Origin of the sequence: Sulfitobacter sp. SH24 (genome assembly GCF_965641895.1) — a bacterium.
GTDB classification, from domain to species: Bacteria; Pseudomonadota; Alphaproteobacteria; order Rhodobacterales; family Rhodobacteraceae; genus Sulfitobacter; species Sulfitobacter dubius.
The window spans coordinates 424,914-449,657 of the sequence record NZ_OZ282575.1 but is presented as its reverse complement, the minus strand read 5'-3'; the positions used below and the strand labels follow the sequence as shown (position 1 = coordinate 449,657).

Sequence of the window (24,744 nt, the reverse complement as noted above, 5' to 3'; positions counted from 1 at the left end):
AGGCGACGCAATAGATCAGTTCAAGATGCCGGACCTGCCGACATCAAAGCCGTTTAGCCGATAAATTTTTGATAGGTTGCTTCGTCCATGAAGTCGTCCATCTGGCTGGCATCGGTGAACTTCAGCTTAAAGAACCACGCCTCGCCCTGCGGATCATCATTCACCATGCTGGGGTTGTCGGTCAGCGCAGAGTTCACCTCGGTGATTTCACCGTCAATGGGGGCCAGAATGTCCGACGCCGCCTTGACGGATTCGATCACGACCACCTCGTCATCCTTGCTAACGACGGTGCCTTCCTCGGGCAGTTCGACAAAGACCACGTCGCCCAGTTGCTCGGCGGCATGTGTGGTGATGCCCACGACAACTTCGTCACCCTCGACGCGCAGCCATTCATGTTCTTCGGTAAATTTCATATCAGATTTCCCTGTGTAGATTCAGCGTTTGAAGTTCGCCGCGACGAACGGCATTTTCGTGACAGTCAATGGCAAGCGCTTGCCGCGTACCTCGCCCCAAAGCGGCGTATCGACCTTCGCATGCTCGGCGCTGACATAGCCCATGGCAACCGGGCCGCCAACCGTCGGACCAAAGCCGCCAGAGGTCACTGTGCCAACCTCATTGCCGCCCTCGGCTGCATCGAAAATCGCCACACCTTCGCGCATCGGCGCCCGGCCCTCGGGCAGCAGCCCCACCCGCTTGCGCGGAGCGCCGTCGGCCAGTTGTTGCAAGATCACGCCGGCACCGGGGAAACCGCCCGCACGCTCACCATCATTGCGGCGCACCTTCTGGATTGCCCAGTTCAGTGCCGCCTCGACCGGTGTGGTGGTGGTGTCGATGTCATGACCATAAAGGCACAACCCGCCCTCCAACCGCAGACTGTCACGCGCGCCCAGACCAATGGGCTCGACCTCTTCCAGCGCCAAGAGCTTGCGCGCCAAGGCCACGGCATCGTCATTCGCGACCGAAATCTCGTAGCCGTCCTCGCCCGTATAGCCCGAGCGCGACAGGGTGACGGTGATACCGTCAATGTCGACATCCTTGGCAACATCCATAAATTTCATATCCGCCACCGACGGCTGTAACCGCGTCAGCGCTGCTTCGGCTTTCGGCCCCTGAAGGGCCAGCAACGCACGGTCGTCCAGCACTTCGACCTCGCAACTGTCCGACAGGGCCTCCCGCATCAAAGCAATATCGTCATCCTTGCACCCAGCATTCACGACAACAAACAGATGATCGCCCAGATTGGCCAACATCAAATCGTCCAAAATGCCGCCATTAGGATCGGTGAACATCGCGTAGCGCTGGCGCATCTCACCGAGGCCCAGAACATCGACCGGCACGAGGCTCTCCATCGCCAAGGCCGCATCCTCATAGCTGCCAGACTTCGCCCGGACGACGACCTGCCCCATATGGCTCACATCAAACAACCCGGCGGCGGCGCGGGTGTGCAGATGTTCTTTCATCACGCCAAGAGGGTATTGCACGGGCATGGAATAGCCCGCGAAGGGCACCATCTTGGCCCCCAGTTCCACATGCAAATCATGCAATGCCGTCTGCTTGAGATCGCTCATCCGGTTCGCCTTTCCTGTCGCTTCCGGATGACCTTTTGACCATGCCGGCACCTTAGCGCCGCTGCTGCCGCGCATGATGCCCCCTCTGTCCTTCCGCCTGAGATCGTTATCCCTTCGGCGTGCGCATCCGCGCATCTCTCCAGAGTCTTGGTCACGTCACGGTCCTGGGGCCTGAGAGTTTCCGGGGCGGTTGCTCCTTCGGCATCGGTGTTAACCGATTCTCCCGTGACGATTTGGCCTTTCGTATGCTGCCGCATACCTCTGCGTCAAGCGTGCTTGTAGGCAGATGCGACACATGTTTTGTTGCGCCCGACATGGCAAACGGAAAGCACCCCGCATGACCCCCTATTTCTTTGGCTACGGCAGCCTTGTGAACCGCAACACCCACAGCTACCCGGACGCCCGCCCGGCGCAGCTTGACGGTTGGCGGCGGCAATGGGTCCGAACCGAGGGCCGCGATATCGTCTATCTCTCAGTGGTGCAAAACCCCGCCACCCGCATCGACGGGCTGATCGCTGCGGTGCCGGGTGCAGACTGGGCCGCACTGGACAAGCGCGAATACAGCTACGAGCGCCACGCCTCAGGCGGCGCGGTGGTGCATGATCTGGCCCCCGCCCCCGACATCGCCCACTACGCCATCCCCGCCGACATCGCGGTAGACCACGGCGATCACGTCATCCTGCTGAGCTACCTCGACGTGGTGGTTCAAGGCTTCCTGCGCGAATTCGGCACCGATGGCGCGGCACGCTTCTTCGATACGACCGATGGCTGGGACACACCCATTCTCAACGACCGCGCCGCGCCGATCTACCCGCGTCACCAAACGCTGACGGAGGCGGAAACCACCGTGGTCGACCAGCATATGAACCGCCTGTCGGTGCAAATCAAACAACGCGAAGAAACCACCTTCGCAGCAAGGAACTTCTGAGGGCCGCAAGCACAGCCCCCAAACCTCCTTCATCCTTTTTCAAATACCCGCGGGGGTCCGGGGGCAGAGCCCCCGGTCACTCGGTCTGCTCAGCCGCGCGCCTTCACGTTCTGCAGCAACGGCATCACCTGCGCCATCTCCGGCCCGTGTTCTTGCCCCGTCAGCGCCAAACGCAGGGGCCGGAACAACCCGCGCCCCTTGCGGCCCGTGGCCTCTTTGACCGCGGCGGTCCAACTTGACCATGTGGTCTCATCAAACGGCATTTCCGGCAGCAGCAGCATCGCCTGCGCCACAAACTCGCGGTCTTCCTCGGCAATCACCGGCTCCGCCCCGTCGCGGAACATGGCCCACCATGGGCCCAGATCGTTTAACGTCGAGATATTCTCACGGGTGACCGCCCAGAACTGCGCGGCTTTATCCTCCGGCACGCCAATCGCGGCGATATCATCGGCCACGGCCTCAAGCGGCAGTTGCTGTAGGTAGCGCCCCGTCAGCGGGAAGAGGTCCTGCACGTCGAACTTGGTCGGAGCCGAGCCAAAGCGGTTGATATCAAACCCCTCGATCAATTGCGCCATGTCGTTGCGCAATTCCACCGGATCCGACGACCCCAACCGCGCCATCAGGCTCAAGAGCGCGAAGGGCTGCACCCCCTGCTCACGCAGATCGCGCAGGGCCAGTGTGCCCAGGCGTTTGCTCAGCGCCTCGCCCTGCGGACCGGTCAGCAGTGAGTGATGCGCAAAGGACGGCACGGCGCCATTGCCCAAGGCCTGCATGATCTGAATTTGCGTCGCAGTGTTGGTCACATGGTCCGAGCCGCGCACGACATGGGTTACGCCCATATCGGTGTCATCCACGACGCTCGCCAGCGTATAAAGGATTTGCCCATCGCCGCGGATCAGCACCGGATCGCTGACCGAGGCCGCGTCGATCGAGATATCGCCTAGAATACCGTCGTCCCACTCGATCCGTTGGTGGTCGAGCTTGAAACGCCAGACACCATCACCCCGCTCAGCACGCAGGGCGTTTTTCTCTTCGTCGCTGAGTTTCAGCGCAGCGCGGTCGTAGACCGGCGGCTTGCCCATATTGAGCTGCTTTTTCCGCTTGAGGTCCAGCTCCGTCGGCGTCTCGAAAGCCTCATAGAAACGGCCCTTTTCGCGCAGGTCTTCGGCGGCGGCGTGGTAGCGGTCCAGCCGCTCGGACTGCCGCTCAACCCGGTCCCATTCCAAGCCAAGCCACGTCAGGTCTTGCTTAATGCCGTCGACATATTCTTCCTTGCTGCGCTCGGGATCGGTGTCGTCAATGCGCAGGATAAAAGTGCCGCCTGCCTTGCGCGCGATGAGGTAGTTCATCAGCGCAGTGCGCAGGTTGCCCACGTGGATATAGCCAGTGGGGGACGGGGCGAAACGGGTAACGGTGGGGTTGGACATCTGGCGTACTCCTGTTGCGCGCGGGCTTGCCACAGGGCGCGGGCGTTGTCCAGTAAAGGCGGGGGTCAGCCGCCGTCTGCCGGGGTGCCGGTCGGCGCGGGCACGACCTCTGAGGTGTCTTCCTCGACACTTTGCTCAGGGGCCTCTTCTGCGGCGGCTCCTTCTCCACCGGCAGTTTCCGCCGGGGTCTCATCCGCAGACAGCGTCTGTTCCTCGGGTGCTTCTGCCTCGGCTTCCGGCGCTGCCTCAGCAGCCCCATCGCTCAACGCGCCGTTCTCCCAATCGCCCGAGGCTTCCTCGCCGCTGGCATAGCGCATGGTGCCGTTGCCTTGACGTTTGCCTGCTTTAAAGGTGCCTTCATAGACATCGCCATTGGCATAGGTCGCCACGCCCTGCCCTTCGATCTCCCCGTCGGTCCAGTCACCTTCGTAGACAAAGCCGCTGGCCATGGTGATCTTGCCTTTGCCATGGCGCTGGCCTTCGGCAAACTCGCCCTCATAGACAGTCCCATCGGGATAGGTCGCCTTGCCCTGCCCATGGCGCTGACCGTCCTGCCAGCCGCCTTCATAGCGATAGCCGTCGGCATAGGTCATCACCCCCTGGCCGTGGTTGCGGGCGTCTTTAAACGCGCCTTCATAGACCACACCGTTAGTATAGGTCGCGATACCTTCGCCTTCGATCACACCGGCGACCCATGCGCCTTCATAGGTAGAGCCATCGGGGTAGGTGATCTTGCCCGTGCCATCGGCCAAGTCATTGCGGAAGGTGCCGACATAGACCGAGCCGTCGGGATAGGTCACCTGCCCCTCGCCTTCGATCTGCCCGGCCACCCATGAGCCGGTGTAGACATAGCCATCGGTGCCGGTAAACGTGCCCTGCCCGTCGCGGCGGTCGTCTTTGAAGTCGCCCTCATAGACATCGCCATTCTCATAGGTGACCTTGCCCTTGCCCTCACGGCGGCCCGCCACCAACGTGCCTTCGTAAACATCGCCATTAGGCTGGGTCAGCGTGCCGGTGCCGTCGATCTGGCCGTCTTTCCACAGGCCGACATAAATCAGACCGTCGGGCATGGTCAGCGTGCCTTCGCCGCTGCGTTTGCCGGCTTCGATCTCGCCTTCATAGACCGCGCCATCGGGATAGGTGATCGTACCAACGCCCTGTTTGACGCCATCGACCCAATCGCCTTTGTATTCATAGCCACCGGGGCTTTGCATCACGCCCTTGCCGTGGTGTTTGGCGTTGCGGAACTCACCCTCATAGCGCACGCCATTGGCATAGATCGCCACGCCTTGGCCCATGATTGCGCCGGCTTCCCATTCGCCCTCATAGGTGCCGCCATCGGCAAAGGTGATCTTGCCCAGACCTTCGGGCTTGCCCTTGGCAAAGTTACCCTCATAGACCGATCCGTTTGGAAAACGTGCGACGCCTTCGCCCTTGATCTCGCCCTCGACCCACTCACCGGAATATTCATAACCATTGGGGAGCTTATAGGTGCCGCTGCCATGTTGAAGGCCGCCCTGAAAGGTGCCTTCATAGATGCCACCGTCGTCATATTCCTTGGTCAGCACCTGCCCGTCCTGCGCCGCGAGCGGCGAGGCCAGAAGGGCGATCAGACAGAGGGGCAGGCTGCGGTGCAACATGGGCGGAATTTCCCGATCTCGTTAGGTGTCATTTGCCCTGAGGTTACGGGTGATAGAGGACAGAGGCAACGTGTTTGCAGGACTGGCACGCCGGTTTCGGCCGATCCAACGCGGAGCATGCGCTGCGGCACGCAGGCGCACGGGGGTTTCGCCCCTGCGCCGATCTGCTACATCCGACAAACGCCAGCCAGCCCGGAGCCATGCTATGACACACCGCTTTCGCCTCACCCTTGGGCAATTGAACCCGACTGTCGGTGATTTGTCGGGAAATGCGGCACTGGCACGCAAAACGTGGGAAGCGGGCCGCGACGCGGGCGCGCAGATGGTTGCTCTGCCTGAGATGTTCCTGACCGGGCATGATGCCGAAAGGCTGCATCACAACCCTGCCTTTCAACGTGATGTACTGACTCATTTGAAAACGCTTGCTGAGCACTGCGCAGATGGCCCTGCACTGGCACTCGGCGCACCGTGGGTCGAGGGCATGCAGGTCTATAACGCCTACCTGATTTTGCAGGGCGGCAAGATCGCCCAGCGGGTGCTTCAACACAGCCTCGCGCCGCGCTCTCACTTTGACGCTGGCCCGATCAGCGGCCCCTATATGGTGAACGGGCTGCGGATCGGCTCTCCCATCGGCGCGGATGGCTGGGAAAGCGATGTGGCCGAAACACAAGCCGAGACCGGGGCCGAGTTCCTTTTGATCCCAAATGCCGCACCCCATCTACGCGGTGCGATGGACCGGCGGCTGAACCATATGGTCGCGCGGGTGATTGAGACTGAGCTGCCGCTGATCTACCTCAATATGACCGGCGGACGGGAAGAGCAGGTGTTTGATGGTGCTTCATTCGCGCTGAACCCCGGCGGCAGGCTGGCGCTGCAACTGCCCGCATTTGACGACGCCATCGCCCATGTCAATCTAGAGCGCGGCCCAGAGGGCTGGCAAATCGCGGCAGGCAGCTTCGCGCCCCAACCAGACGCGCCTGAACGAGACTACCGCGCGATGGTCGTGGGCCTGCGGGACCATGTTGCGAAAACGGGCTCCACTCAGGTGCTTATCGAACAGGCCGAAGGGAATGACGCCGCGCTGGCAACGGCCATTGCGCTGGATGCTTTGGGGCCAGAGAATGTTCGCCGGATTGCGATCCCTGAAGAGGGGCGCGTTCATTCCACGCTGCACGACAGTCTGGCCGCGCTTGGGGCGGGGGTAAGCACAGATGCTTTCGCGCCCAGTCTACGCGGTATGATGCTGCAGGTCTTGGCGGATGATGCGGGGGCACTGTTGATCACTCCACAGAATAAAACCGTCGCGACGATGGGGCCCGCGCCTGTCCCGAGGGACGATTTCAATCCTGTCAAAGACCTCTACCAGTCCGAGGTTCAGGCGCTTTGTCACTGGCGCAATGAAACCCACCGCGATTGGATGCAAGGGCCCGCAGATGCAGCATTGCCTGTGTTGGAACTCAGCCCGAAAGATAGCGCTCTGGACGGTATCCTGCGGATTCTTCTGGATGATAACGGCAGCGTGGATGATTGCGTAGCGGCCGGTTACGAAGGGCAGACCGCAGAAGAGGTCGCAGCGCAAATTGCCACCCGTCCGTCACAGAACAACCGGTCCGCCCCCGGCCCACGGCTCACGGCTGTGCGTGCGCCCTTTTGGAAAGCCTAGCATTGCCACCCGTCTGGCGACCGACGGAAATATCTTGTTGAAACGTTCAAGAAGGACTGAACAACAAGGATGGACCCAATGCAGACCTTCATAAAACGATGCATGACTATTTTTGCTTTAGCGGTCACCGCGATGACCGCCCTGCCGCAAACGGCCATGGCGCAAAGAGCTGTCGCTCAAGAAAACGACGGTCACTACTACAAGACAAAGACGGTAAACCAAAACGCCAAGGCTAAGGTAGAGAAGCAAAGCCACAAGGCCAAGGTGGTGAAACAGAACACCAAGAAGGTCACGAAACGGCACCATCAACATGATATCGGCCACCATTTCAGCAAAAAAGAAGTAGTCGTTATCAACAACTGGCGCACACGGGGCCTTCCCCAACCTCGCCGCGACGAAGTTTACATCGCGCATGACGACAGCATCTACCTCGCCGCAGCGGCAACGCTCCTAGTCAAGGCACTGATTGATTAAGACGTAAAGACATCAGTACCACCGACGCAGTCTCTGCATTATGCGCGTTTGGTCCGATAGCATAGCAGTGCGCGACCTCATAAGCCCGGAGATTAATCTCCGGGCCTTTTCTTTGCCCTGTGTCTGGGGCAAGCATGGGGCAGCAACCGCCGGGAGCCATCATGATCGCCGTCATTTTCGAAGTCTTCCCCCATCCCGACCGCCGTGCGGAATACCTCGATATTGCAGCCAAGATGCGCCCCCTGTTGGATGAGGTCGACGGCTTCATTTCGGTCGAGCGCTTCCAAAGCCTGACCAACCCCGAAAAGCTACTGTCGCTCTCTTTTTTCCGCGATGAAGAAGCGGTTAAGAACTGGCGCAAGCTGACCGCGCATCGCGGCGCGCAGGCGGCAGGGCGCGAGGGAATCTTCACCGACTATCACCTGCGCATTGCCCATGTGATCCGTGACTATGGCATGTTCGACCGCGCAGAGGCACCACAGGACAGTCAGGATATCCATCCGCCACGGCCTGTAGCCGAGGGCTAACCGGGCCTAGACCGTCTCTCCGGCCTCTAACCGCTGCAACCAGTTGCCCGCATCGCGCAAGATCGCCTCACGACGTTCTGCATCCATGCGGTCCCATGTCGCGTACATATTTCTCATGCGTGCATTGCTTTGAAACCGCTCGCGGTGACGGTCAAGGAAGTGCCAATAAAGCAGGTTGAAGGGGCAGGCTTTCTTTCCCGCCTTCGCGCTGACGCTATAGCTGCACCCTTTGCAGTAGTCCGACATGCGATTGATGTAAGCACCCGACGAGACATAGGGTTTCGAGGCGATGACTCCGCCATCTGCGAATTGGCTCATGCCCACCGTGTTGGGCGCTTCGACCCACTCATAGGCATCCGCGTAGACCTCCAGATACCATTCATGCACCTGATGCGGGTCGATCCCCGCCAGCAGGGCGAAATTGCCCGTCACCATCAATCGCTGAATATGGTGGGCATAGGCGTATTTCTGGGTCTGCCCGATGGCCTGACGCAGGCAATTCATCTGAGTATCGGCGCCCCAGTAAAAGGCGGGCAAGTCGCGGTCATGGCGCAGCACATTGCGCTCTACATACTCCGGTCCTTCAAGGAAATAGATGCCCCGGACGTATTCCCGCCATCCGAGGATCTGGCGGATGAACCCTTCGGCGGCGTTGATCGGCACAGCGCCCTCCTGCCACGCCTTTTCGGCGGCCCGGCAGACCTCCAACGGGTCTAACAGGCCGAGGTTAAGGTACGGGGAGATCAGCGCGTGAAAGAGATAGGGCTGATCCTGCAACATCGCGTCTTGGTAATCGCCGAACCATGGCAGGGCGTGGGCGATGAAATGCACCAAGACCTGCAGGGCCTCCTCGCGCGTTGTGGCAAAGTCAAAGGGATAGAGATCACCAAAATTGTCACCATAGCGCGTCTCTACAAGGTCAAGCACCGCTTGGGTCTCAGCATCAGGCGCAAAGCTGAGCGGCTCGGGGACGTCCAGCCCTTCTTTTGGTGGTTTGCGGTTGTCGTGGTCAAAATTCCACTTACCGCCAGCAGGGTCATCACCCTCCATCAGCAACCCGGTTTCGCGGCGCATCTCGCGATAGAAATACTCCATCCGCAGCGCTTTGCGCCCTGCGGCCCAATCCTCGAACCGTTTTCGGCTGGCGATAAAACGGTCATCCGGCACAAGCCGTGTGGGGATCGGCGCATCGGTCAGCGTGTTGAGCAGCCGCCACTCCCCCGGCTCGGTCGCGATTATCTCGCCCGCGCCGGTCTCCTCCGCCCGGCGGAGCAGCTCGCCGACGAGAGAGCCCGCGTTTTCGGGATCATCCAGCCGGGTATAGCGCAAGCTCCAACCGTCATCCTCCAACTTGCGGGCAAATTTGCGCATCGCGGCAAAGACCAGTGCGATTTTCTTGGGGTGGTGACGGACATATTCCGCCTCCTGCGCCACCTCGGCCATGACCACCACATCGCGCGCCTTATCGGCTTCGCGCAACGAGGATAGGTTGAGGGAAAGTTGATCCCCCAAGACCAGAACCAGACGGGTCACCACGGCACCGCCTTTCCGGCCCAGTCGAAGAACCCGCCGCTGTCGTCCGGAGTCAGCCCGTCGATTACCCGTAGAAGGTTGCCCGCGGCCTCACCCGGCGGCACTGCCGGATGGCGGCCAAGATACTTCTCGGTAAAGGGTGTTTCCACGGTGCCGGGATGCAGCGCGACGCAGATGCTTTGCGGATGGCTGCGGCTGAGTTCGATCGCGGCGGTATGCACGATTTGGTTCACCGCCGCCTTGGCGCTACGGTAGCTGATCCAGCCGCCCAAACGGTTGTCCCCGATGGAGCCGACTCGCGCCGAGAGCACGGCGAAAACCGCCCGCCTGTCGCGGGGCAAGAGCCGCCCCGCATGGCGCAGCACCAGCGCCGGGCCGACCGCGTTGAGCGCGAATTGATCCAGCATCGCCTTTTGCGTGATGGTCCGCAGCGACTTTTCCGGGGCTGCCCCGTCAATCTCCAAAGCGCCGGTGGCGACGATCACCGCGTCGAAGGGGCCGGTAAGCCCCTCCAGCGCGGAATTGACCGAAGCCTCATCCGTTACGTCAAACCCATCCGCCGCGCGCGACAGCGTGGTCACTTCCGCATCCCGCGCCCGCAAAGCCTCGCTCAGCGCCGCGCCGATCCCGCCGCTGGCCCCGATCACAAGCACCCGCGCACTCACGCCGCCGCGTCCTGCGGTATCGCTTTGTACTGCATCCTGAACTCCCTTGCTCATAGGCAGATAGGCGGCGCTGACGCGGGGGCAAACAAAAGCCGCAACACCCCCTTTCCATTTGAAAACGGGTGCGTATAACTATCCGCATGACACAGGCCGTCCATATCCCGACCCTGCCGCGCTGCTGCGCGGGCCTGCTGTGTGCCAACTTGCTGCACCTAATTCGCCTCTGAGCGTGCCCTTCGGCGCGCCCGCTCAGAGGGATGTGTCGCGCGCCAAGGATACCAGCAAAGAAAGAACCCAGGATGACCGATATGACGAAACAGGACCGTGTGCTGATTTTTGACACCACCTTGCGGGATGGCGAACAGTCCCCCGGGGCGACGATGACCCATGCCGAAAAGCTGGAGATCGCGCAGCTTTTGGATGAGATGGGCGTCGACATCATCGAAGCAGGCTTCCCCATCGCTTCCGAAGGCGATTTCAACGCGGTGAGCGAGATCGCCCGCCAGAGCCAGAACGCTGTGATCTGTGGCCTTGCCCGCGCGCAATTGGGCGATATCGACCGCTGTTGGGAGGCCGTGAAACACGCCCGCCAACCGCGCATCCACACCTTCATCGGCACCTCGCCCCTGCACCGCGCCATTCCGAACCTGACACAGGATGAGATGGCCGACCGTATCCATGAGACCGTGACCCATGCGCGCAACCTCTGTGACAACGTGCAATGGTCGCCAATGGATGCCACGCGGACCGAGCTTGATTACCTCTACCGCGTGGTCGAGATCGCCATCAAAGCCGGGGCCACTACGATCAACATCCCCGATACCGTGGGCTACACCGCCCCGCGCGAAAGCGCCGATCTGATCGCCAAACTGCTCGAAAACGTGCCCGGCGCGGATGAGATCATCTTTGCCACCCACTGCCACAACGACCTCGGCATGGCGACGGCCAACAGCCTTGCCGCTGTCGAGGCCGGGGCGCGCCAGGTGGAATGCACCATCAACGGTCTGGGGGAACGCGCGGGCAACACGGCGCTCGAAGAGGTCGTCATGGCGCTCAAGGTGCGCAATGACATCATGCCTTACGAGACGCGCATCGACAGCCGCAAGATCATGAACATCTCGCGCCGGGTCGCTGCTGTCTCGGGCTTCGCGGTACAATTCAACAAGGCCATCGTCGGCAAGAACGCCTTTGCCCATGAGAGCGGCATCCACCAAGACGGCATGCTGAAGAACGCCGAGACCTTCGAGATCATGCGCCCCGAGGACGTGGGTCTCACCGAGACCAATATCGTCATGGGCAAGCATTCGGGCCGCGCCGCGCTGCGTTCCAAGCTCGAAGACCTCGGGTTTGAACTAGGCGATAACCAGCTCAAGGACGTTTTCGTGCGGTTCAAGGAATTGGCCGACCGTAAAAAGGAAATCTACGAGGATGACCTGATCGCGCTGATGCGCACCGCGACCGACCCTGAAGAAGACCGCATTCGCCTGAAATCCCTCAAGGTCGTTTGCGGCACCGATGGCCCACAGACCGCCGATATGGTGCTGGAGATCGATGGTGCGGAGCAGACCACCAACCAAACGGGCGATGGCCCCGTCGATGCGGCGTTCAACTGCATCAAGGCGCTGGTGCCGCATTCCGCGCGCTTGCAGCTTTATCAGGTGCATGCGGTGACCGAGGGCACCGATGCGCAGGCGACGGTTTCCGTGCGGATGGAGGAAGAGGGCCGGATCGTGACCGGTCAGTCGGCGGATACCGATACCGTGGTGGCGAGTGTGCGGGCGTATATCCATGCGTTGAACCGTCTGTTGGTGCGGCGTGAGAAGGGCGGCACCGACAAGCGCGAGATCAATTATAAAGATGTGAGTTGATGCGGAGGGCGGGGGAAACCCCGCCCTTTTTATTTGCGGAGGGGTATTACCCCAAACCTTCGCCTCATTGAACGGCTAAAGCTGTAGATCGAGGGCCAGCGCCTGCCCGCGGGTCGGCGATCCAACGCTACGTTGGTGCCACTTTATGGTGCAGCCGTGATGTGCGTCCTCTAGGTCACACCCAGCCTTACCAAATCGCCTACCCGTCCGGGCGGGCAGGCGATGGCCCGGCGCCTGCGGCTTGATTCCGGGCCCGGTGTCACTTCAATAAGGGTTCTTCGCCCCGCGATCCGTGCTCAGCGACGCCTGCCCCCGCTCCACGATCTTCACGACCGCATCCGCCAGATGCTGCCGCTGAATATGATCATCCCCCGCCGCCACGCGCAACTTGTGCGCCTCCAGCATCACCTCGGCATGGCTCGACCCACGCGGCGGGATAAAGGTGTAGCAGGCCAGTTCAATCAACTGCCCCAACGGATCCTTGAAATAGATCGAATGCATGAAGCCGCGATCCTTGACCCCCGAATGCCCGATGCCCCGCACCTCCAACCGCGCTGGCACCTGATCGAACATCGCGCGATCCACCTCAAAGGCCAGATGATGCACGCAGCCCGGGTCCATCGGCGTGCGGTTGTGCACCCGCTTGCGGTTCTCATTCGTAAAGATCGTGATCAGCCGCCCATCGCCGGGATCGAAATACAAATGCCCTTCATCCGGGTCATCCAGATTGGGCTGATCAAAGATGAAAGGCATTCCCAAAACCCCTTCCCAAAAGTCGATCGAGCTTTGCCGGTCGGCCCCGGTAAGAGTGATGTGATGCACCCCGAGTGTCTGGATTTTCTGCATGATATCGCCCACCTTTGTCTGAACCGCGCCCTGAAAGGACCACTCTATAATAGCGCGGCGGCAATATCGCGCCACCTTTGCGGTCTTGCCCCTTTCACCCTGACCCCGTGCGCCCTATAAGAGCCAGTAGCCCGCGCGTGGACCCATGCTGGCGGGCCTGTTCGAATATTTGCAAGGCTCCGCTACTGTTATGTCCATCCTCGATCAATTCCGCGGCCTGTTCTCCTCCGATATGGCGATCGACCTCGGCACCGCGAACACGCTGGTATACGTCAAGGGCAAGGGCATCGTGCTGAGCGAACCTTCGGTTGTCGCCTATCACGTCAAGGATGGCGTCAAGAAAGTGCTGGCCGTGGGCGAAGACGCCAAGCTGATGCTGGGCCGGACACCAGGCAGCATTGAGGCGATCCGCCCAATGCGCGAGGGTGTCATTGCTGACTTCGACACCGCCGAAGAGATGATCAAGCACTTCATCCGTAAGGTGCACAAGCGCTCGACTTTCTCGAAGCCTAAGATCATCGTTTGCGTGCCCCATGGCGCGACCCCAGTGGAAAAACGCGCGATCCGCCAGTCGGTGCTCTCGGCCGGCGCGCGCCGCGCCGGACTGATCGCGGAGCCCATCGCCGCTGCCATCGGTGCGGGGATGCCGATCACCGATCCAACCGGTAACATGGTCGTCGACATCGGCGGCGGTACCACCGAGGTGGCGGTGCTGTCTCTGGGCGACATCGTCTATGCCCGCTCTGTCCGCGTCGGCGGTGACCGCATGGACGAAGGCATCATCAGCTACCTGCGCCGCCAGCAGAACCTGCTGATCGGTGAGACGACTGCCGAGCGGGTGAAAACCTCTATCGGCACCGCGCGGATGCCCGACGACGGGCGCGGCACCTCAATGCAGATCCGGGGCCGTGACCTGCTGAATGGTGTCCCGAAAGAGATCGAAGTCACCCAGGCCCAGATTGCCGAGGCGCTGGCCGAGCCGGTGCAGCAAATTTGCGAAGCGGTGATGACCGCGCTGGAAACCACCCCGCCGGATCTGGCCGCCGACATCGTCGACCGGGGCGTCATGCTCACGGGCGGCGGTGCGCTGCTGGGTGATCTTGATCTAGCGCTGCGTGAACAGACGGGCCTTGCGATCTCGGTCGCGGATGAGCCGCTCAACTGCGTGGCCCTCGGCACCGGCAAGGCGCTGGAATACGAGAAACAGCTGCGCCACGCGATCGACTACGACAGTTAACACTGGCAAGTTAGCCAGACCCGGCACGCGGCGACACCGCCCCGCCTGACCGGGTGGGAGTTTCGGCACAGATGCCCAAAGACCGTTCCAGTTCCAGCGATTTCACCGGCCCCTTGCGCCGGTTGCTGCTGTCTGTGCTGGTGCTGGCGCTGATCGGAATTTTCCTGCTCTGGCGGATCGACAGCCCCCGCGTTGAACGCTTCCGCGCGCAGGTGACGGATCGTTTCGTGCCCAACCTCGACTGGGCCATGGCCCCAGTGACCGGCACGATTAACCTGCTGCGCGATTTCCAGAGCTACCAACGTCTGAGCGAGCAGAACCGAGAGCTGCGCTCGGAATTGCGTCAGATGCAGGCGTGGAAAGAGGCGGCCCTTCAGCTTGAGCAAGAGAACGCCCGCCTGCTGGACCTTAACAACGTGCGGCTTGACCCGCGGCTTACCTTCATCACCGGCACCGTGCTGGCCGACAGCGGCTCGCCCTATCGCCAATCTGTGCTGCTGAACGTCGGCGCGCGCGACGGGCTGGTCGAGGGATGGGCGACGATGGATGGCATCGGGCTTGTGGGCCGCATCGCGGGCGTGGGCAAGAACACCGCCCGCGTGATCCTCCTAACCGACGCTTCCAGCCGCATTCCGGCGACGATCCAGCCTTCGGGCCAACGTGCCATTGTGGCGGGAGACAACAGCGCTGCGCCGCCGCTGGATTTCATCGAGAACCGCGAGTTGGTGCGCCCCGGTGATCGTGTCATCAGTTCGGGCGATGGCGGGGTTTTTCCGGCGGGCATCCTGATTGGCCAAGTTGCCGCAGACCCCGGTGGGCGGCTGCGGGTACGGCTTGCTGCGGATTACGAGCGGCTGGAGTTCCTGCGGGTTCTGCGCCACCACGGCAACGAAGCCGTGCCTGATACCGCGCATGTTATCACCTCTGATGGTCCCTTGGCCGAACCGGCCGCCCCCGTGGGACTAGATCAATGACCGATCTGTCGCGCAGCCGCCTGTGGCTTATGCGCATGGGCTTTGTCGCCTTGGGGTTGGTGATCTTGTTCTTTCACCTGCTGCCGCTAGAGACGACACCGCGTGGCTGGGCCGGGCCGGACCTGCTGCTTGGCTTTGCCTGCGCATGGGGGCTGCGGCGACCTGAATATGTGCCTGCCCTGTTTCTGGCGCTGGTCTTTCTGCTGGCGGACCTACTGCTCCAACGCCCGCCGGGCCTTTGGGCCGTCTTGGCGCTAATCGGGGTTGAAAACCTTAAATCGCGGGGGCGACACCTGCGCGATGCAAGCTTTGCCGCCGAATGGCTGACCGTGGCCGTGATTCTAACCATGATCATCTTTGCCAATCGCATCCTTCTGAGTCTCGCCCTTATCCCCACGCCTGCTATGACTCTCAGCCTCACGGAATTGGCACTGACAACGCTCGCTTATCCGCTGCTTGTGGCGGTGACACATGGTATCATGGGCGTGCGCAAGACCGCACCGGGCGATCTTGATGCGCATGGGAAACGGGTGTGATCGGAGGCCGATAAGATGAGACGCAACCGCGCCGACAATGATGCAAACCACACGCGCTTGACCCGCCGCGCTGCCCTGTTGGGGGGCGCACAACTGCTGTTCATGGGCGGACTGGCCGCCCGAATGCGCTATTTGCAGGTCGATCAAGCCGACCAGTTCCGCCTGCTGGCAGAAGAGAACCGAATCAACATCCGCCTGATCCCGCCGGCCCGGGGCGAGATATTTGACCGCAACGGCGTGCAGCTTGCCGATAACGTCCCCTCATACCGCATCGTCATGGTGCGCGAAGATGCAGGCGACGTGGCGGCGGTGATGGAGCGTTTGGCCCAAGTCATTGAGATCGACGACGAGACCCGCGAGCGTGCGATGGCCGAAATGGCCCGCTCTGCCCCGTTCCTGCCGGTCACCATCGTTGATGACGTCAGTTGGGAGGTCGTGAGCAAGGTCAGCGTCAACGCCCCTGCCCTGCCCGGTGTCACGCCCGAAGTGGGCTTAACCCGCGTCTACCCGCGCGGTGCTGATTTTGCGCATGTGGTGGGCCGCGTGGGCCGGGTAAGCCAAGCGGACCTTGATGCGCTGGAAGACCCCGATCAGGTGCTGCGCATTCCCCGTTTCCAGATCGGCAAGATCAATGTCGAGGCCCGCGCCGAAAGCCTGCTGCGCGGCTCTGCGGGGACAAAACATGTCGAGGTGAACGCCACTGGCCGGGTGATGCGCGAACTTGAGCGCCGCGAAGGTCAGGCCGGGGCGGACCTACAACTGACCGTGGATGCCAACCTGCAACGCTATGTGCAGGCCCGTTTGGGTGACGAAAGCGCTGCCGTGGTAATTATTGACTGTGAAAACGGCGATCTGGCAGCGCTGGCCTCGGCGCCCAGCTATGATCCGAACCTCTTTATCGGCGGCATTTCATCGGCGGACTACAACCCGCTGCTGAATTCCAAATACCGGCCCTTGGTGAACAAACCCGTGCAGGGCACTTATCCGCCGGGCTCGACCTTCAAAATGATCGTAGCGCTTGCCGCCATCGAAGACGGTATCGTCACCCCTGAAGACACGGCCTATTGCCCCGGCCATCTTGAGGTCGCGGGGCGGCGTTTCCACTGCTGGAAGCGTGCAGGCCACGGCTGGGTCGATCTGCAAGACTCGCTCAAACACTCATGCGACGTTTATTACTATGACCTCGCGGTGAAGGTCGGGATTGAAAAGATCACCGCCATGGCGAACCGCTTTGGCTTGGGGATTAAACATGATCTGGCGCTGTCTTCGGTTGCGGGCGGGCTTGCGCCCACAAAACAGTGGAAACGCTCGGCCCGGGGTGAAGATTGGGTCGTGGGCGACACAGTCAACGCCTCTATCGGGCAGGGTTTCACCCTGTCCTCCCCGCTGCAACTGGCAGTGATGAGCGCGCGGATTGCCACGGGGCGCGCGGTGACGCCGCGGCTGATTAAATCCATCGACGGGGTGGAGCAGCCCAGCGGCGCGGGCGAGCCAATGGGCCTGAACGAGAACAACCTGCGTCAATTGCGCAAGGCGATGTACGACGTGGTCAACGACCGCCGCGGCACCGGCTATCGCAGCCGGATTATCGACGACACCATGCGCATGGCGGGCAAGACTGGCACCAGTCAGGTGCGCAACATCACCGCCGCCGAGCGCGCCCGAGGCGTGACCAGCAACGCCGACCTGCCGTGGGAACGCCGCGACCACGCGCTTTTTGTGTGCTTTGCGCCCTATGACAAACCCAAATACGCGGCCTGCGTGTTGGTGGAGCACGGCGGCGGCGGCTCGACCGCGGCGGCGCCGATTGCCCGCGATGTGATGTTGCAGGCCATGGCCGGGGGCGAGCCGCCGCTGGAAGCCTACCCCAAGTCTGACCGGGGCCGCATCGCCACCCAACAAGAAGAGCTGCGCAATACCGCCCCAGAAACCGCCGCCAGCGCGGAAGGGGATGATCAGGCATGAGCTATCTTGAACATACGGTCAAATCCGTCCCCACGGGCCTGCGCAAAATCCTGTTTATGAACTGGCCGCTGGCGATCCTGTTGGCCAGTGTCGCGGGCGTTGGTTTTTTGATGCTCTACTCAGTCGCGGGCGGTTCCTTCAACCCTTGGGCTGAGCCGCAGATGAAGCGGTTTGGCATTGGCATGGCAATCATGTTCACCGTGGCGATGGTGCCGATCTGGCTCTGGCGCAACCTATCGGGGGTAGCCTATGGAGCGACGCTGGTGCTGCTCGTCGCGGTGGAATTATTTGGCTCTGTCGGCATGGGCGCACAGCGCTGGATCGACATCGGCTTTATGCGGCTGCAACCTTCGGAGTTGATGAAAATCACGTTGGTGGTGTTTCTGGCCGCCTATTACGACTGGCTGCCGGTTAAAAAGGTGTCACGCCCTTTCTGGGTGCTGTTGCCGATCTTGATCATCGTCGTGCCAACCGCGCTGGTACTAAAGCAGCCCGATCTGGGCACGTCGATCCTGCTGCTTACGGCGGGGGGCGGGCTGATGTTTCTCGCCGGAGTGCACTGGGCCTATTTCGCTGCCGTCATTACGGCGGCCATTGGGTTGGTCACAGCCGTCTTTCAATCGCGCGGCACGCCGTGGCAATTGCTGAAAGATTACCAATACCGCCGCATTGATACGTTCCTTGATCCCAGTCAGGATCCGCTCGGGGCGGGGTATCACATCACACAATCTAAGATCGCGCTTGGCTCTGGCGGTTGGTCGGGGCGCGGTTATATGCAGGGCACGCAGTCGCGGCTGAACTTCCTGCCCGAAAAACATACCGACTTTATCTTTACCACATTGGCCGAAGAATTCGGCTTTGTCGGGGGCGTATCGCTCTTGTGTCTTTATGCGCTGATCATCCTGTTCTGCGTGGTCTCTGCGGTCAAGAACAAGGACCGTTTTGCAAGCCTGCTGACCTTGGGCATCGCGCTTAATTTCTTTCTCTTTTTCGCCGTTAACATGTCGATGGTTATGGGGCTTGCCCCGGTGGTGGGCGTGCCGCTACCGATGGTCAGCTATGGTGGTTCTGCCATGCTGGTGCTGCTCTTGGCCTTCGGCTTTGTTCAGTCGGCGCATGTTCATAGACCGAGGTAACTCATGACGATCAACATTCTCTTCGCCGCCAAAGCCGAACGCTGGGACGGCTATGAACAGCCTTTGAACGAAGCGCTGCGCAAGGCACTGCCGGGGCAGGATTTCACGCTGGCCACTGACCTGCCGCCCGAAGAGGTCGACTATATCGTCTACGCCCCCAATAGCGACTTGCAGGACTTCATCCCCTACACTCGCGCCAAGGCAGTGCTGAACCTCTGGGCCGGGGTAGAGGCGATCACCGGCAACGAGACATTGAAAATCCCGCTGACGCGGATGGTTGACTTCGGCCTGACCCACGGCATGGTCGAATGGTGCACGGGCCATGTGCTGCGCCACCATCTGGGGATGGATACCGACATCCTGCGCGGAGATACCAAATGGGAGCCGCGCACCCCGCCCTTGGCGCGCGAGCGCAGCGTCGCGGTGCTGGGCATCGGTGCGCTTGGGCAGGCCGTGGCCGAGGCGTTGGTGGGACTGGGCTTTGACGTGACCGGCTGGTCGCGCAGTGAGAAGCAGATTGAGGGCGTCCGCTGCCTGCATGGTGATGATGGTCTGACCGAGGCATTGAAGGGCGCCGAGATCGCCGTGCTGCTGATGCCCGATACCCCCGCCACGCAGAACGTGCTGAACGCCGAAACACTGGCGCAGATGCCCAAGGGGGCTTTCATCATCAACCCCGGTCGCGGGCCGCTGATTGACGATGACGCCCTGCTTGACGCGCTTGATAGCGGCCAGATCGCCCATGCGACGCTTGATGTCTTCCGGATAGAGCCGCTGCCCGAGGATCACCCCTATTGGGCGCATCCGCATGTTACCGTGACCCCGCATATCGCCGCCGCGACGCGCAATGATACGGCCTCGGAGGTGATTGCCGAAAACATTCGCCGCAGCGAGGCTGGTGAGCCGCTGCTGCATGTCGTGGACCGCGACCGGGGGTACTGACCCCCGGCCCCGGTTTTCGCTCTAGGCGGCCAGCCCACGTCCTTTGAGCAGCGCTTCGATTCCCGGCAAACGCCCCCGGAACGCCGTGTAAAGCTCTGCCGGATCACGGCTGCCGCCGGTCGAGAGGATGTGGGTTTCCAACGCCTCAGCGCGCTCGGCATCGAAGGCGCCACCCGCTTCCTCGAAGGCGGCGAAAGCGTCGGCGTCCATCACCTCAGACCACATGTAGCTGTAGTAGGCGCTGGAATAGCCGTCTCCGGCGAAGACATGCGCGAACTGCGGCGTGGCGTGGCGCATCCGGATCGCTTGCGGCATGCCGATGCTGCTGAGCACCTCGGCCTGTCGCGCCATCGGATCAGCCGGTGCCTCGCCATCGTGAAACTCCAGATCGACCAGCGCCGAGGCGATATATTCAACTGTCTGGAACCCCATGTCGAATGTCGCGGCGGCCAACACCTTCTCCAACATCTCACGCGGCATCGCCTCGCCCGTGCGGGCGTGAGTGGCGAATTTCTCCAGCACTTCGGGCTGATCCAGCCAATGCTCGTAAAGCTGGCTTGGCAGTTCCACGAAGTCCCGTGCGACCGAGGTACCGCTGACGCTTTCATAGGTCACGTCCGACAACATCTGGTGCAACGCGTGGCCGAACTCATGAAACAACGTCCGCGCGTCGTCATAGGACAAGAGCGCCGGGTCGCCCTTGGCGAAATTGCAGACGTTGATGACCACAGGTGCCTGTTCGCGGGGGAACTTCGCCTGAGCCCGCATCGCCGAACACCATGCGCCCGAGCGCTTAGAGCCGCGCGCGAAATAATCCCCGATGAAAACCGCCACATGCTTGCCGTTCCGGGTCACCTCCCATGCCCGGCAATCAGGGTGGTAGAGCGGCACGTCGAGGGCTGCGAACTCCAGCCCGAACAACCGGTTGGCACAGTCGAAGGCCGCGTCGATCATCCGGTCGAGCTGAAAATAGGGTTTCAGCGCCGCCTCATCGAGGTCATGCTCTGCCGCGCGGCGTTTCTCGGCGTAGTAGCGCCAGTCCCACGGTTCCAACGCGCCATTCACCCCGTCCTCACGCATCAGCGCAGTCAGCACCTCGGCATCGGCGTCGGCTTGCGCCTTGGCGGGTTTCCAGACCGACATCAGCAGATCGCGCACTGCCGCTGGCGTCTTAGCCATTTCCGTTTCCAGCTTGTAGGACGCGAAGTTGTCATAGCCGAGCAAGGTTGCGCGTTCTTTGCGTAGCGCCAAAGTCTCAGCCGCGATGGCGCGGTTGTCGGTCTCACCACCATTGGCCCCGCGCGCCTCCCATGCGCGAAACGCCTTCTCGCGCAGATCACGCCGGTCAGAGAACTGCAAGAAAGGCACAATCAGCGAGCGCGAGAGCGTGACCACCGGGCCGTCTGCGCCCTTTTCCTCCCCCGCCGCGCGGGCGGTGTCGATCACAAAGTCAGGCAGGCCGGTGAGGTCGCCCTCATCCAGCGGCATGAACCATGCGCGCTCATCCGCCAACAGGTTTTGCGTGAACTGCGTACCCAATACCGCAAGCCGCGCCTTGATCTCTTTCATGCGTTCCGCAGCATCGCCTGTCAGCGCCGCACCGGCGCGGACAAAGCCACGGTGGGACAGCATCAAAACCCGCGCCTGTTCTTGGGTCAGGTCTAGCGCGTCCCGCGCCTCCCAGACGGCCGCGATCCGCGCGAACAGCGCCTCATTGCCAGAGATGGCAGATTGATGCGCAGCCAGTTCGGGCGAGAAATCACGCTGCAACGCCTCGCGCGCCGGGTTGCTATCGGCCCCTGCGACGGTGAAGAACACACTCAGCACCTTGTCGAGCGCTTGGCCCGAGACCTCTAACGCCTCAACCGTATTGGCGAAGGTGGGCGCGTCGGGGTTGCTGGCGATGGCGTCGATCTCGGCCCGATGGGCGGCCAGCGCCTCTTGCAATGCGGAGGTAAAATCGTCATCGGAAATACGGTCAAAGGGGGCGATGCCGAAGGGTGTATCCCACTCGGCGAGCAGCGGATTTGTCATGAAAGTCTCCTTTCCACCCTAAATGGGGGGAGCCTGAGAGACTTGCAATCACCCGCCGCAGGTTTCGCAGCCCTCGCGCCGGGTAAGGGCAATCTGGCGGTTCTCCCCGTACAGCCCGTCATAGATCATCATCTGCCCGCGCAGCACGCTACCCGCACCGGTAATCACCTTAACCGCCTCTAGTGCCATCATCGTGCCGATCACACCCGGCAGCGGACCGATTACCCCGGCCTCGGCACAAGAGGGGGCCAGATGGGCGGCAGGGGCCTTAGGGAAGATACAACGATAGCAAGGCGCGCCGCGCGCGGGATCAAAGACGCTAAGCTGCCCTTCCCATTGGCTCAGCGCGCCTGATATCAACGGCACGCCTGCCGCGACGCAAGCGGCGTTGACGCGGTAGCGGGTGTCGAAATTGTCGGTGCCGTCGAGCACTAGGTCATAGTCGGCCACCAGTTCGGCGGCGATCTCGTCAGTCAGGCGGCGGTGATAAGGGCGCACGGTAATATGCGGGTTTTGGGCGGTCATCTCTGCTTGGGCCGAGAACACCTTGGGCGTGCCGATGGCTGCGTCCTTGTGGATTACCTGCCGTTGCAGATTGGCGTTTTCCACTTCGTCATCGTCGATCACCCCGATGGTGCCAACACCCGCCGCAGCAAGATATTGCAGCGCAGGCGCACCAAGCCCGCCTGCCCCGACAACCAGCACCTTGGCGTTCTTCAATGCCTTCTGCCCGGCGCCGCCAACCTCACGCAATACGATATGACGCGCATAGCGGTTGAGTTCACTGTCGGAAAAACTATCCGTGGCTGGGGTCTCAGGTTCCGGATTGGCACGGGCGCGCAGGGTGTTCAGCCCCTGCCGATAAAGAACCACCAAGACCGCAAAGCCCCCCAGCAGCAGCCAAGGTGCGGCGCTGCCGCCCGTGGACAGTCGCAACGGGTGATCTGCTGGGAAGACCAGATGCAGCGCCACCAAGGCCACATACATCACCGCGATCAGCCCCGCACGCAGCCCGCGCGGAATGCCCAGCACGCCGCCACCGAACCAAAGGGCGGAGGCAATAATCAGAACCGCCAACATCAGGCCACCCCGGTGGAGCCGAAACCGCCCGCACCACGGGATGTTGCAGTGAGGTTATCAACCAAATCGAACCCCGCTTGCACCACCGGTGCAACCACCATCTGCGCCACACGCGCCCCATGTTCCACCGTGAATGCCTCAGTCCCCGTGTTGCCAAGGATCACCCCAACCACACCGCGATAATCACTATCGATGGTGCCGGGGCTGTTGATCAGCGTGATCCCATGTTTCAGCGCCAGCCCAGAGCGGGGCCGGACCTGCACCTCAAACCCCTGCGGGATTGCCATATGCAAACCGGTTGAAATCAGCGCACGCGCGCCGGGGGCCAACGTAACTGCGCCGCCGGGCAGGTTCGCGCGTAGATCGGCCCCCGCAGCGCCAGCGCTTTCATAGCTGGGCAGCGGCAAGTTTTGGTCTGCGTCTTCGGCCCAGCGAAGTTTGATCGTGGTCATAATCTCTCCTCAGGCCAGCGCGGCGGCGATACGTTTGGCCAACCGCGCGGCCACCGCATCTTTTCCCATACGCGGCCAATCCTCGGCACCGTCATCGGTGATAAGCGTCACGGCATTCTCAGTCCCGCCCATGATCCCGGTGCCGGGAGAAACGTCATTGGCCACGATCCAATCGCAACCTTTGCGCGCGCGTTTGGCGGTGGCATGGGCCAGCACGTCATTGGTCTCGGCGGCGAAGCCGACCACAAGCGCCGGACGACCTTCGGTGCGTTGGCTTATGGTTTTTAGGATGTCGGGGTTTTCAGCGAAGGACAACGTCGGCAACCCGTCCTTGGATTTCTTGAGCTTGCGGTCGCTTGTCCCTTCAACGTGCCAATCAGCCACCGCTGCTGCAAAAACACCGGCATCGGCAGGCAAGGCAGCCTCGACCGCTTCCATCATCTCTTGTGCCGTTTGGATTAGCACCACTTTGACGCCTTCCGGCGGAGGCACCTCTGCCGGTCCGGTGACAAACACCACCTCGGCCCCCATTGCCGCCAGCGCCCTTGCGATCGCCGTGCCCTGCGCGCCGGAAGAGCGGTTGGCGATATAGCGCACTGGATCAATTGGCTCATGCGTGGGGCCCGACGTGACGACGATGCGCTTGCCCTTCAGCGGCCCGTCCGCCAGATGCGCCTCAACTGCGCTGACAATCTCAAGCGGTTCGGCCATGCGTCCCGGGCCAAATTCACCGCAGGCCATATCGCCATCATTTGGGCCGACCATCGCAATGCCATCGCCCCGCAAGGTAGCAATGTTGCGCTGCGTCGCGGGGTGCTGCCACATGCGCACGTTCATCGCAGGCGCAAGCAGAACGGGCGTGTCAGTGGCGAGGAGTAGCGTAGACGCCAGATCATTCGCTGACCCCTGCGCCATCTTAGCTATCAGATCGGCGGTGGCCGGGGCCACGACCAACAGATCAGCAGCGCGGCTGAGTTGGATATGGCCCATTTCGGCCTCATCCCCGAGGTCAAAAAGATCGCGAAACACCTTCACGCCAGTCAGCGCGGAAACCGACAGCGGAGTCACGAACTCTTCGCCTGCGCGGGTCAACACCGGGGTCACTTTCGCCCCACGCTCCCGCAGGCGGCGGATCAGATCGAGTGATTTATAGGCGGCGATGCCGCCCCCGATGATCAGCAAAATATGTTTGCCCGACAGCATAAAGGCCCCCCGATTGCATTCGGGAGACCTTAATCCGGCCAGCAGC

The 24,744-nt window shown here is 61.7% G+C and carries 22 protein-coding genes and 1 riboswitch; of the genes, 11 read left to right on the top strand and 11 right to left on the bottom strand.

Translation table 11 applies throughout. From position 1 onward, the window contains the following. Positions 1-53: 53 nt before the first annotated feature. A complete protein-coding gene (gcvH, locus tag ACSQ16_RS04655; RefSeq protein ID WP_093928031.1) occupies positions 54-413 on the bottom strand; it encodes a glycine cleavage system protein GcvH in 360 nt (119 codons plus the stop codon). Between the two features lie 21 nt (positions 414-434). Continuing rightward, the gene (gcvT, locus tag ACSQ16_RS04650; RefSeq protein WP_243261502.1) at positions 435-1,568 is read right to left on the bottom strand and encodes a glycine cleavage system aminomethyltransferase GcvT; all 1,134 of its coding nucleotides are present in this window, start codon (positions 1,566-1,568) and stop codon (positions 435-437) included. 149 nt (positions 1,569-1,717) lie between these two features. Beyond that, positions 1,718-1,804: riboswitch (glycine riboswitch) on the bottom strand. A 101-nt stretch (positions 1,805-1,905) separates the two neighbouring features. Here gcvT and ACSQ16_RS04645 point away from each other — a divergent pair. After that, positions 1,906-2,496: a gamma-glutamylcyclotransferase family protein gene (locus ACSQ16_RS04645; protein ID WP_243261503.1), complete on the top strand. Its 591-nt coding sequence runs from the start codon at positions 1,906-1,908 to the stop codon at positions 2,494-2,496. 89 nt (positions 2,497-2,585) lie between these two features. Here ACSQ16_RS04645 and gltX read toward each other — a convergent pair whose 3' ends face one another. Both gltX and ACSQ16_RS04635 read right to left on the bottom strand, forming a co-directional pair. Next, the gene (gene gltX, locus ACSQ16_RS04640) at positions 2,586-3,923 is read right to left on the bottom strand and encodes a glutamate--tRNA ligase (RefSeq protein ID WP_243261504.1); all 1,338 of its coding nucleotides are present in this window, start codon (positions 3,921-3,923) and stop codon (positions 2,586-2,588) included. A 65-nt stretch (positions 3,924-3,988) separates the two neighbouring features. Then, on the bottom strand, positions 3,989-5,563 hold the full coding sequence (locus tag ACSQ16_RS04635; RefSeq protein WP_243261505.1) for an MORN repeat-containing protein: 1,575 nt from the start codon (positions 5,561-5,563) through the stop codon (positions 3,989-3,991). 205 nt (positions 5,564-5,768) lie between these two features. Between ACSQ16_RS04635 and ACSQ16_RS04630 the strand changes: the two genes are divergently transcribed. From ACSQ16_RS04630 to ACSQ16_RS04620, 3 genes are all read left to right on the top strand, one after another. Further along, complete coding sequence (locus tag ACSQ16_RS04630; RefSeq protein WP_243261506.1) at positions 5,769-7,226, top strand: nitrilase-related carbon-nitrogen hydrolase; 1,458 nt, start codon at positions 5,769-5,771, stop codon at positions 7,224-7,226. A 78-nt stretch (positions 7,227-7,304) separates the two neighbouring features. Further along, positions 7,305-7,700, top strand: coding sequence for a hypothetical protein (locus ACSQ16_RS04625; RefSeq protein ID WP_243261507.1), 396 nt, complete (start codon positions 7,305-7,307; stop codon positions 7,698-7,700). 161 nt (positions 7,701-7,861) lie between these two features. After that, on the top strand, positions 7,862-8,227 hold the full coding sequence (locus ACSQ16_RS04620) for an antibiotic biosynthesis monooxygenase family protein (RefSeq protein ID WP_243261508.1): 366 nt from the start codon (positions 7,862-7,864) through the stop codon (positions 8,225-8,227). Between the two features lie 6 nt (positions 8,228-8,233). Here the strand turns inward: ACSQ16_RS04620 and ACSQ16_RS04615 are convergent, their stop codons facing one another. Next, a complete protein-coding gene (locus ACSQ16_RS04615; RefSeq protein WP_435988598.1) occupies positions 8,234-9,760 on the bottom strand; it encodes a cryptochrome/photolyase family protein in 1,527 nt (508 codons plus the stop codon). Continuing rightward, entirely contained in the window at positions 9,757-10,425 is a 669-nt protein-coding gene (locus ACSQ16_RS04610; protein WP_243261510.1) for an SDR family NAD(P)-dependent oxidoreductase, read from the bottom strand. Before ACSQ16_RS04610 ends, ACSQ16_RS04615 begins: the two co-directional genes overlap by 4 nt. A gap of 299 nt (positions 10,426-10,724) precedes the next feature. Between ACSQ16_RS04610 and ACSQ16_RS04605 the strand changes: the two genes are divergently transcribed. Next, positions 10,725-12,293: a 2-isopropylmalate synthase gene (locus ACSQ16_RS04605; protein WP_243261511.1), complete on the top strand. Its 1,569-nt coding sequence runs from the start codon at positions 10,725-10,727 to the stop codon at positions 12,291-12,293. A 264-nt stretch (positions 12,294-12,557) separates the two neighbouring features. Here the strand turns inward: ACSQ16_RS04605 and ACSQ16_RS04600 are convergent, their stop codons facing one another. After that, positions 12,558-13,139 (bottom strand): VOC family protein, encoded by a 582-nt coding sequence (locus ACSQ16_RS04600; RefSeq protein WP_243261512.1) that lies wholly within the window; start codon positions 13,137-13,139, stop codon positions 12,558-12,560. Positions 13,140-13,329: 190 nt separating this feature from the next. Here ACSQ16_RS04600 and ACSQ16_RS04595 point away from each other — a divergent pair, with 190 nt between their 5' ends. The 6 genes from ACSQ16_RS04595 (at position 13,330) to ACSQ16_RS04570 (ending at position 19,929) form a co-directional block, all read left to right on the top strand. Further along, entirely contained in the window at positions 13,330-14,376 is a 1,047-nt protein-coding gene (locus ACSQ16_RS04595; protein ID WP_040700660.1) for a rod shape-determining protein, read from the top strand. A 71-nt stretch (positions 14,377-14,447) separates the two neighbouring features. Then, positions 14,448-15,350: a rod shape-determining protein MreC gene (gene mreC / locus ACSQ16_RS04590; protein WP_093928021.1), complete on the top strand. Its 903-nt coding sequence runs from the start codon at positions 14,448-14,450 to the stop codon at positions 15,348-15,350. Beyond that, positions 15,347-15,886: a rod shape-determining protein MreD gene (locus ACSQ16_RS04585; protein ID WP_093928020.1), complete on the top strand. Its 540-nt coding sequence runs from the start codon at positions 15,347-15,349 to the stop codon at positions 15,884-15,886. The genes mreC and ACSQ16_RS04585 overlap by 4 nt, the downstream gene beginning before the upstream one ends. Positions 15,887-15,901: 15 nt before the next feature. Further along, positions 15,902-17,851 carry a penicillin-binding protein 2 gene (gene mrdA / locus ACSQ16_RS04580; RefSeq protein WP_243261513.1) on the top strand — a complete coding sequence of 650 codons (1,950 nt, stop codon included), beginning with the start codon at positions 15,902-15,904 and terminating at the stop codon, positions 17,849-17,851. Then, complete coding sequence (gene rodA / locus ACSQ16_RS04575) at positions 17,848-18,987, top strand: rod shape-determining protein RodA (protein WP_093928018.1); 1,140 nt, start codon at positions 17,848-17,850, stop codon at positions 18,985-18,987. Before mrdA ends, rodA begins: the two co-directional genes overlap by 4 nt. 3 nt (positions 18,988-18,990) lie before the next feature. After that, positions 18,991-19,929 carry a 2-hydroxyacid dehydrogenase gene (locus ACSQ16_RS04570; RefSeq protein WP_243261514.1) on the top strand — a complete coding sequence of 313 codons (939 nt, stop codon included), beginning with the start codon at positions 18,991-18,993 and terminating at the stop codon, positions 19,927-19,929. 21 nt (positions 19,930-19,950) lie between these two features. Here ACSQ16_RS04570 and ACSQ16_RS04565 read toward each other — a convergent pair whose 3' ends face one another. Genes ACSQ16_RS04565 through coaBC form a run of 4 tightly spaced genes read right to left on the bottom strand, consistent with a single transcriptional unit; the run spans position 19,951 to position 24,698 of the window. Beyond that, complete coding sequence (locus tag ACSQ16_RS04565) at positions 19,951-21,963, bottom strand: M3 family metallopeptidase (protein WP_243261515.1); 2,013 nt, start codon at positions 21,961-21,963, stop codon at positions 19,951-19,953. Positions 21,964-22,011: 48 nt separating this feature from the next. Then, complete coding sequence (locus tag ACSQ16_RS04560) at positions 22,012-23,043, bottom strand: HesA/MoeB/ThiF family protein (protein ID WP_093928015.1); 1,032 nt, start codon at positions 23,041-23,043, stop codon at positions 22,012-22,014. Next, positions 23,043-23,495 carry a dUTP diphosphatase gene (dut, locus tag ACSQ16_RS04555; RefSeq protein WP_243261516.1) on the bottom strand — a complete coding sequence of 151 codons (453 nt, stop codon included), beginning with the start codon at positions 23,493-23,495 and terminating at the stop codon, positions 23,043-23,045. The genes ACSQ16_RS04560 and dut overlap by 1 nt, the downstream gene beginning before the upstream one ends. 9 nt (positions 23,496-23,504) lie before the next feature. After that, complete coding sequence (gene coaBC, locus ACSQ16_RS04550) at positions 23,505-24,698, bottom strand: bifunctional phosphopantothenoylcysteine decarboxylase/phosphopantothenate--cysteine ligase CoaBC (protein ID WP_243261517.1); 1,194 nt, start codon at positions 24,696-24,698, stop codon at positions 23,505-23,507. Positions 24,699-24,744: the final 46 nt, after the last annotated feature.

Coding starts and splice junctions, on each gene's coding strand:
- gcvH (WP_093928031.1), bottom strand. CDS start 413: ATGAAATTTACCGAAGAACATGAATGGCTGCGCGTCGAGGGTGACGAA.
- gcvT (WP_243261502.1), bottom strand. CDS start 1,568: ATGAGCGATCTCAAGCAGACGGCATTGCATGATTTGCATGTGGAACTG.
- ACSQ16_RS04645 (WP_243261503.1), top strand. CDS start 1,906: ATGACCCCCTATTTCTTTGGCTACGGCAGCCTTGTGAACCGCAACACC.
- gltX (WP_243261504.1), bottom strand. CDS start 3,923: ATGTCCAACCCCACCGTTACCCGTTTCGCCCCGTCCCCCACTGGCTAT.
- ACSQ16_RS04635 (WP_243261505.1), bottom strand. CDS start 5,563: ATGTTGCACCGCAGCCTGCCCCTCTGTCTGATCGCCCTTCTGGCCTCG.
- ACSQ16_RS04630 (WP_243261506.1), top strand. CDS start 5,769: ATGACACACCGCTTTCGCCTCACCCTTGGGCAATTGAACCCGACTGTC.
- ACSQ16_RS04625 (WP_243261507.1), top strand. CDS start 7,305: ATGCAGACCTTCATAAAACGATGCATGACTATTTTTGCTTTAGCGGTC.
- ACSQ16_RS04620 (WP_243261508.1), top strand. CDS start 7,862: ATGATCGCCGTCATTTTCGAAGTCTTCCCCCATCCCGACCGCCGTGCG.
- ACSQ16_RS04605 (WP_243261511.1), top strand. CDS start 10,725: ATGACCGATATGACGAAACAGGACCGTGTGCTGATTTTTGACACCACC.
- ACSQ16_RS04600 (WP_243261512.1), bottom strand. CDS start 13,139: ATGCAGAAAATCCAGACACTCGGGGTGCATCACATCACTCTTACCGGG.
- ACSQ16_RS04595 (WP_040700660.1), top strand. CDS start 13,330: ATGTCCATCCTCGATCAATTCCGCGGCCTGTTCTCCTCCGATATGGCG.
- mreC (WP_093928021.1), top strand. CDS start 14,448: ATGCCCAAAGACCGTTCCAGTTCCAGCGATTTCACCGGCCCCTTGCGC.
- ACSQ16_RS04585 (WP_093928020.1), top strand. CDS start 15,347: ATGACCGATCTGTCGCGCAGCCGCCTGTGGCTTATGCGCATGGGCTTT.
- mrdA (WP_243261513.1), top strand. CDS start 15,902: ATGAGACGCAACCGCGCCGACAATGATGCAAACCACACGCGCTTGACC.
- rodA (WP_093928018.1), top strand. CDS start 17,848: ATGAGCTATCTTGAACATACGGTCAAATCCGTCCCCACGGGCCTGCGC.
- ACSQ16_RS04570 (WP_243261514.1), top strand. CDS start 18,991: ATGACGATCAACATTCTCTTCGCCGCCAAAGCCGAACGCTGGGACGGC.
- ACSQ16_RS04565 (WP_243261515.1), bottom strand. CDS start 21,963: ATGACAAATCCGCTGCTCGCCGAGTGGGATACACCCTTCGGCATCGCC.
- ACSQ16_RS04560 (WP_093928015.1), bottom strand. CDS start 23,043: ATGTTGGCGGTTCTGATTATTGCCTCCGCCCTTTGGTTCGGTGGCGGC.
- dut (WP_243261516.1), bottom strand. CDS start 23,495: ATGACCACGATCAAACTTCGCTGGGCCGAAGACGCAGACCAAAACTTG.
- coaBC (WP_243261517.1), bottom strand. CDS start 24,698: ATGCTGTCGGGCAAACATATTTTGCTGATCATCGGGGGCGGCATCGCC.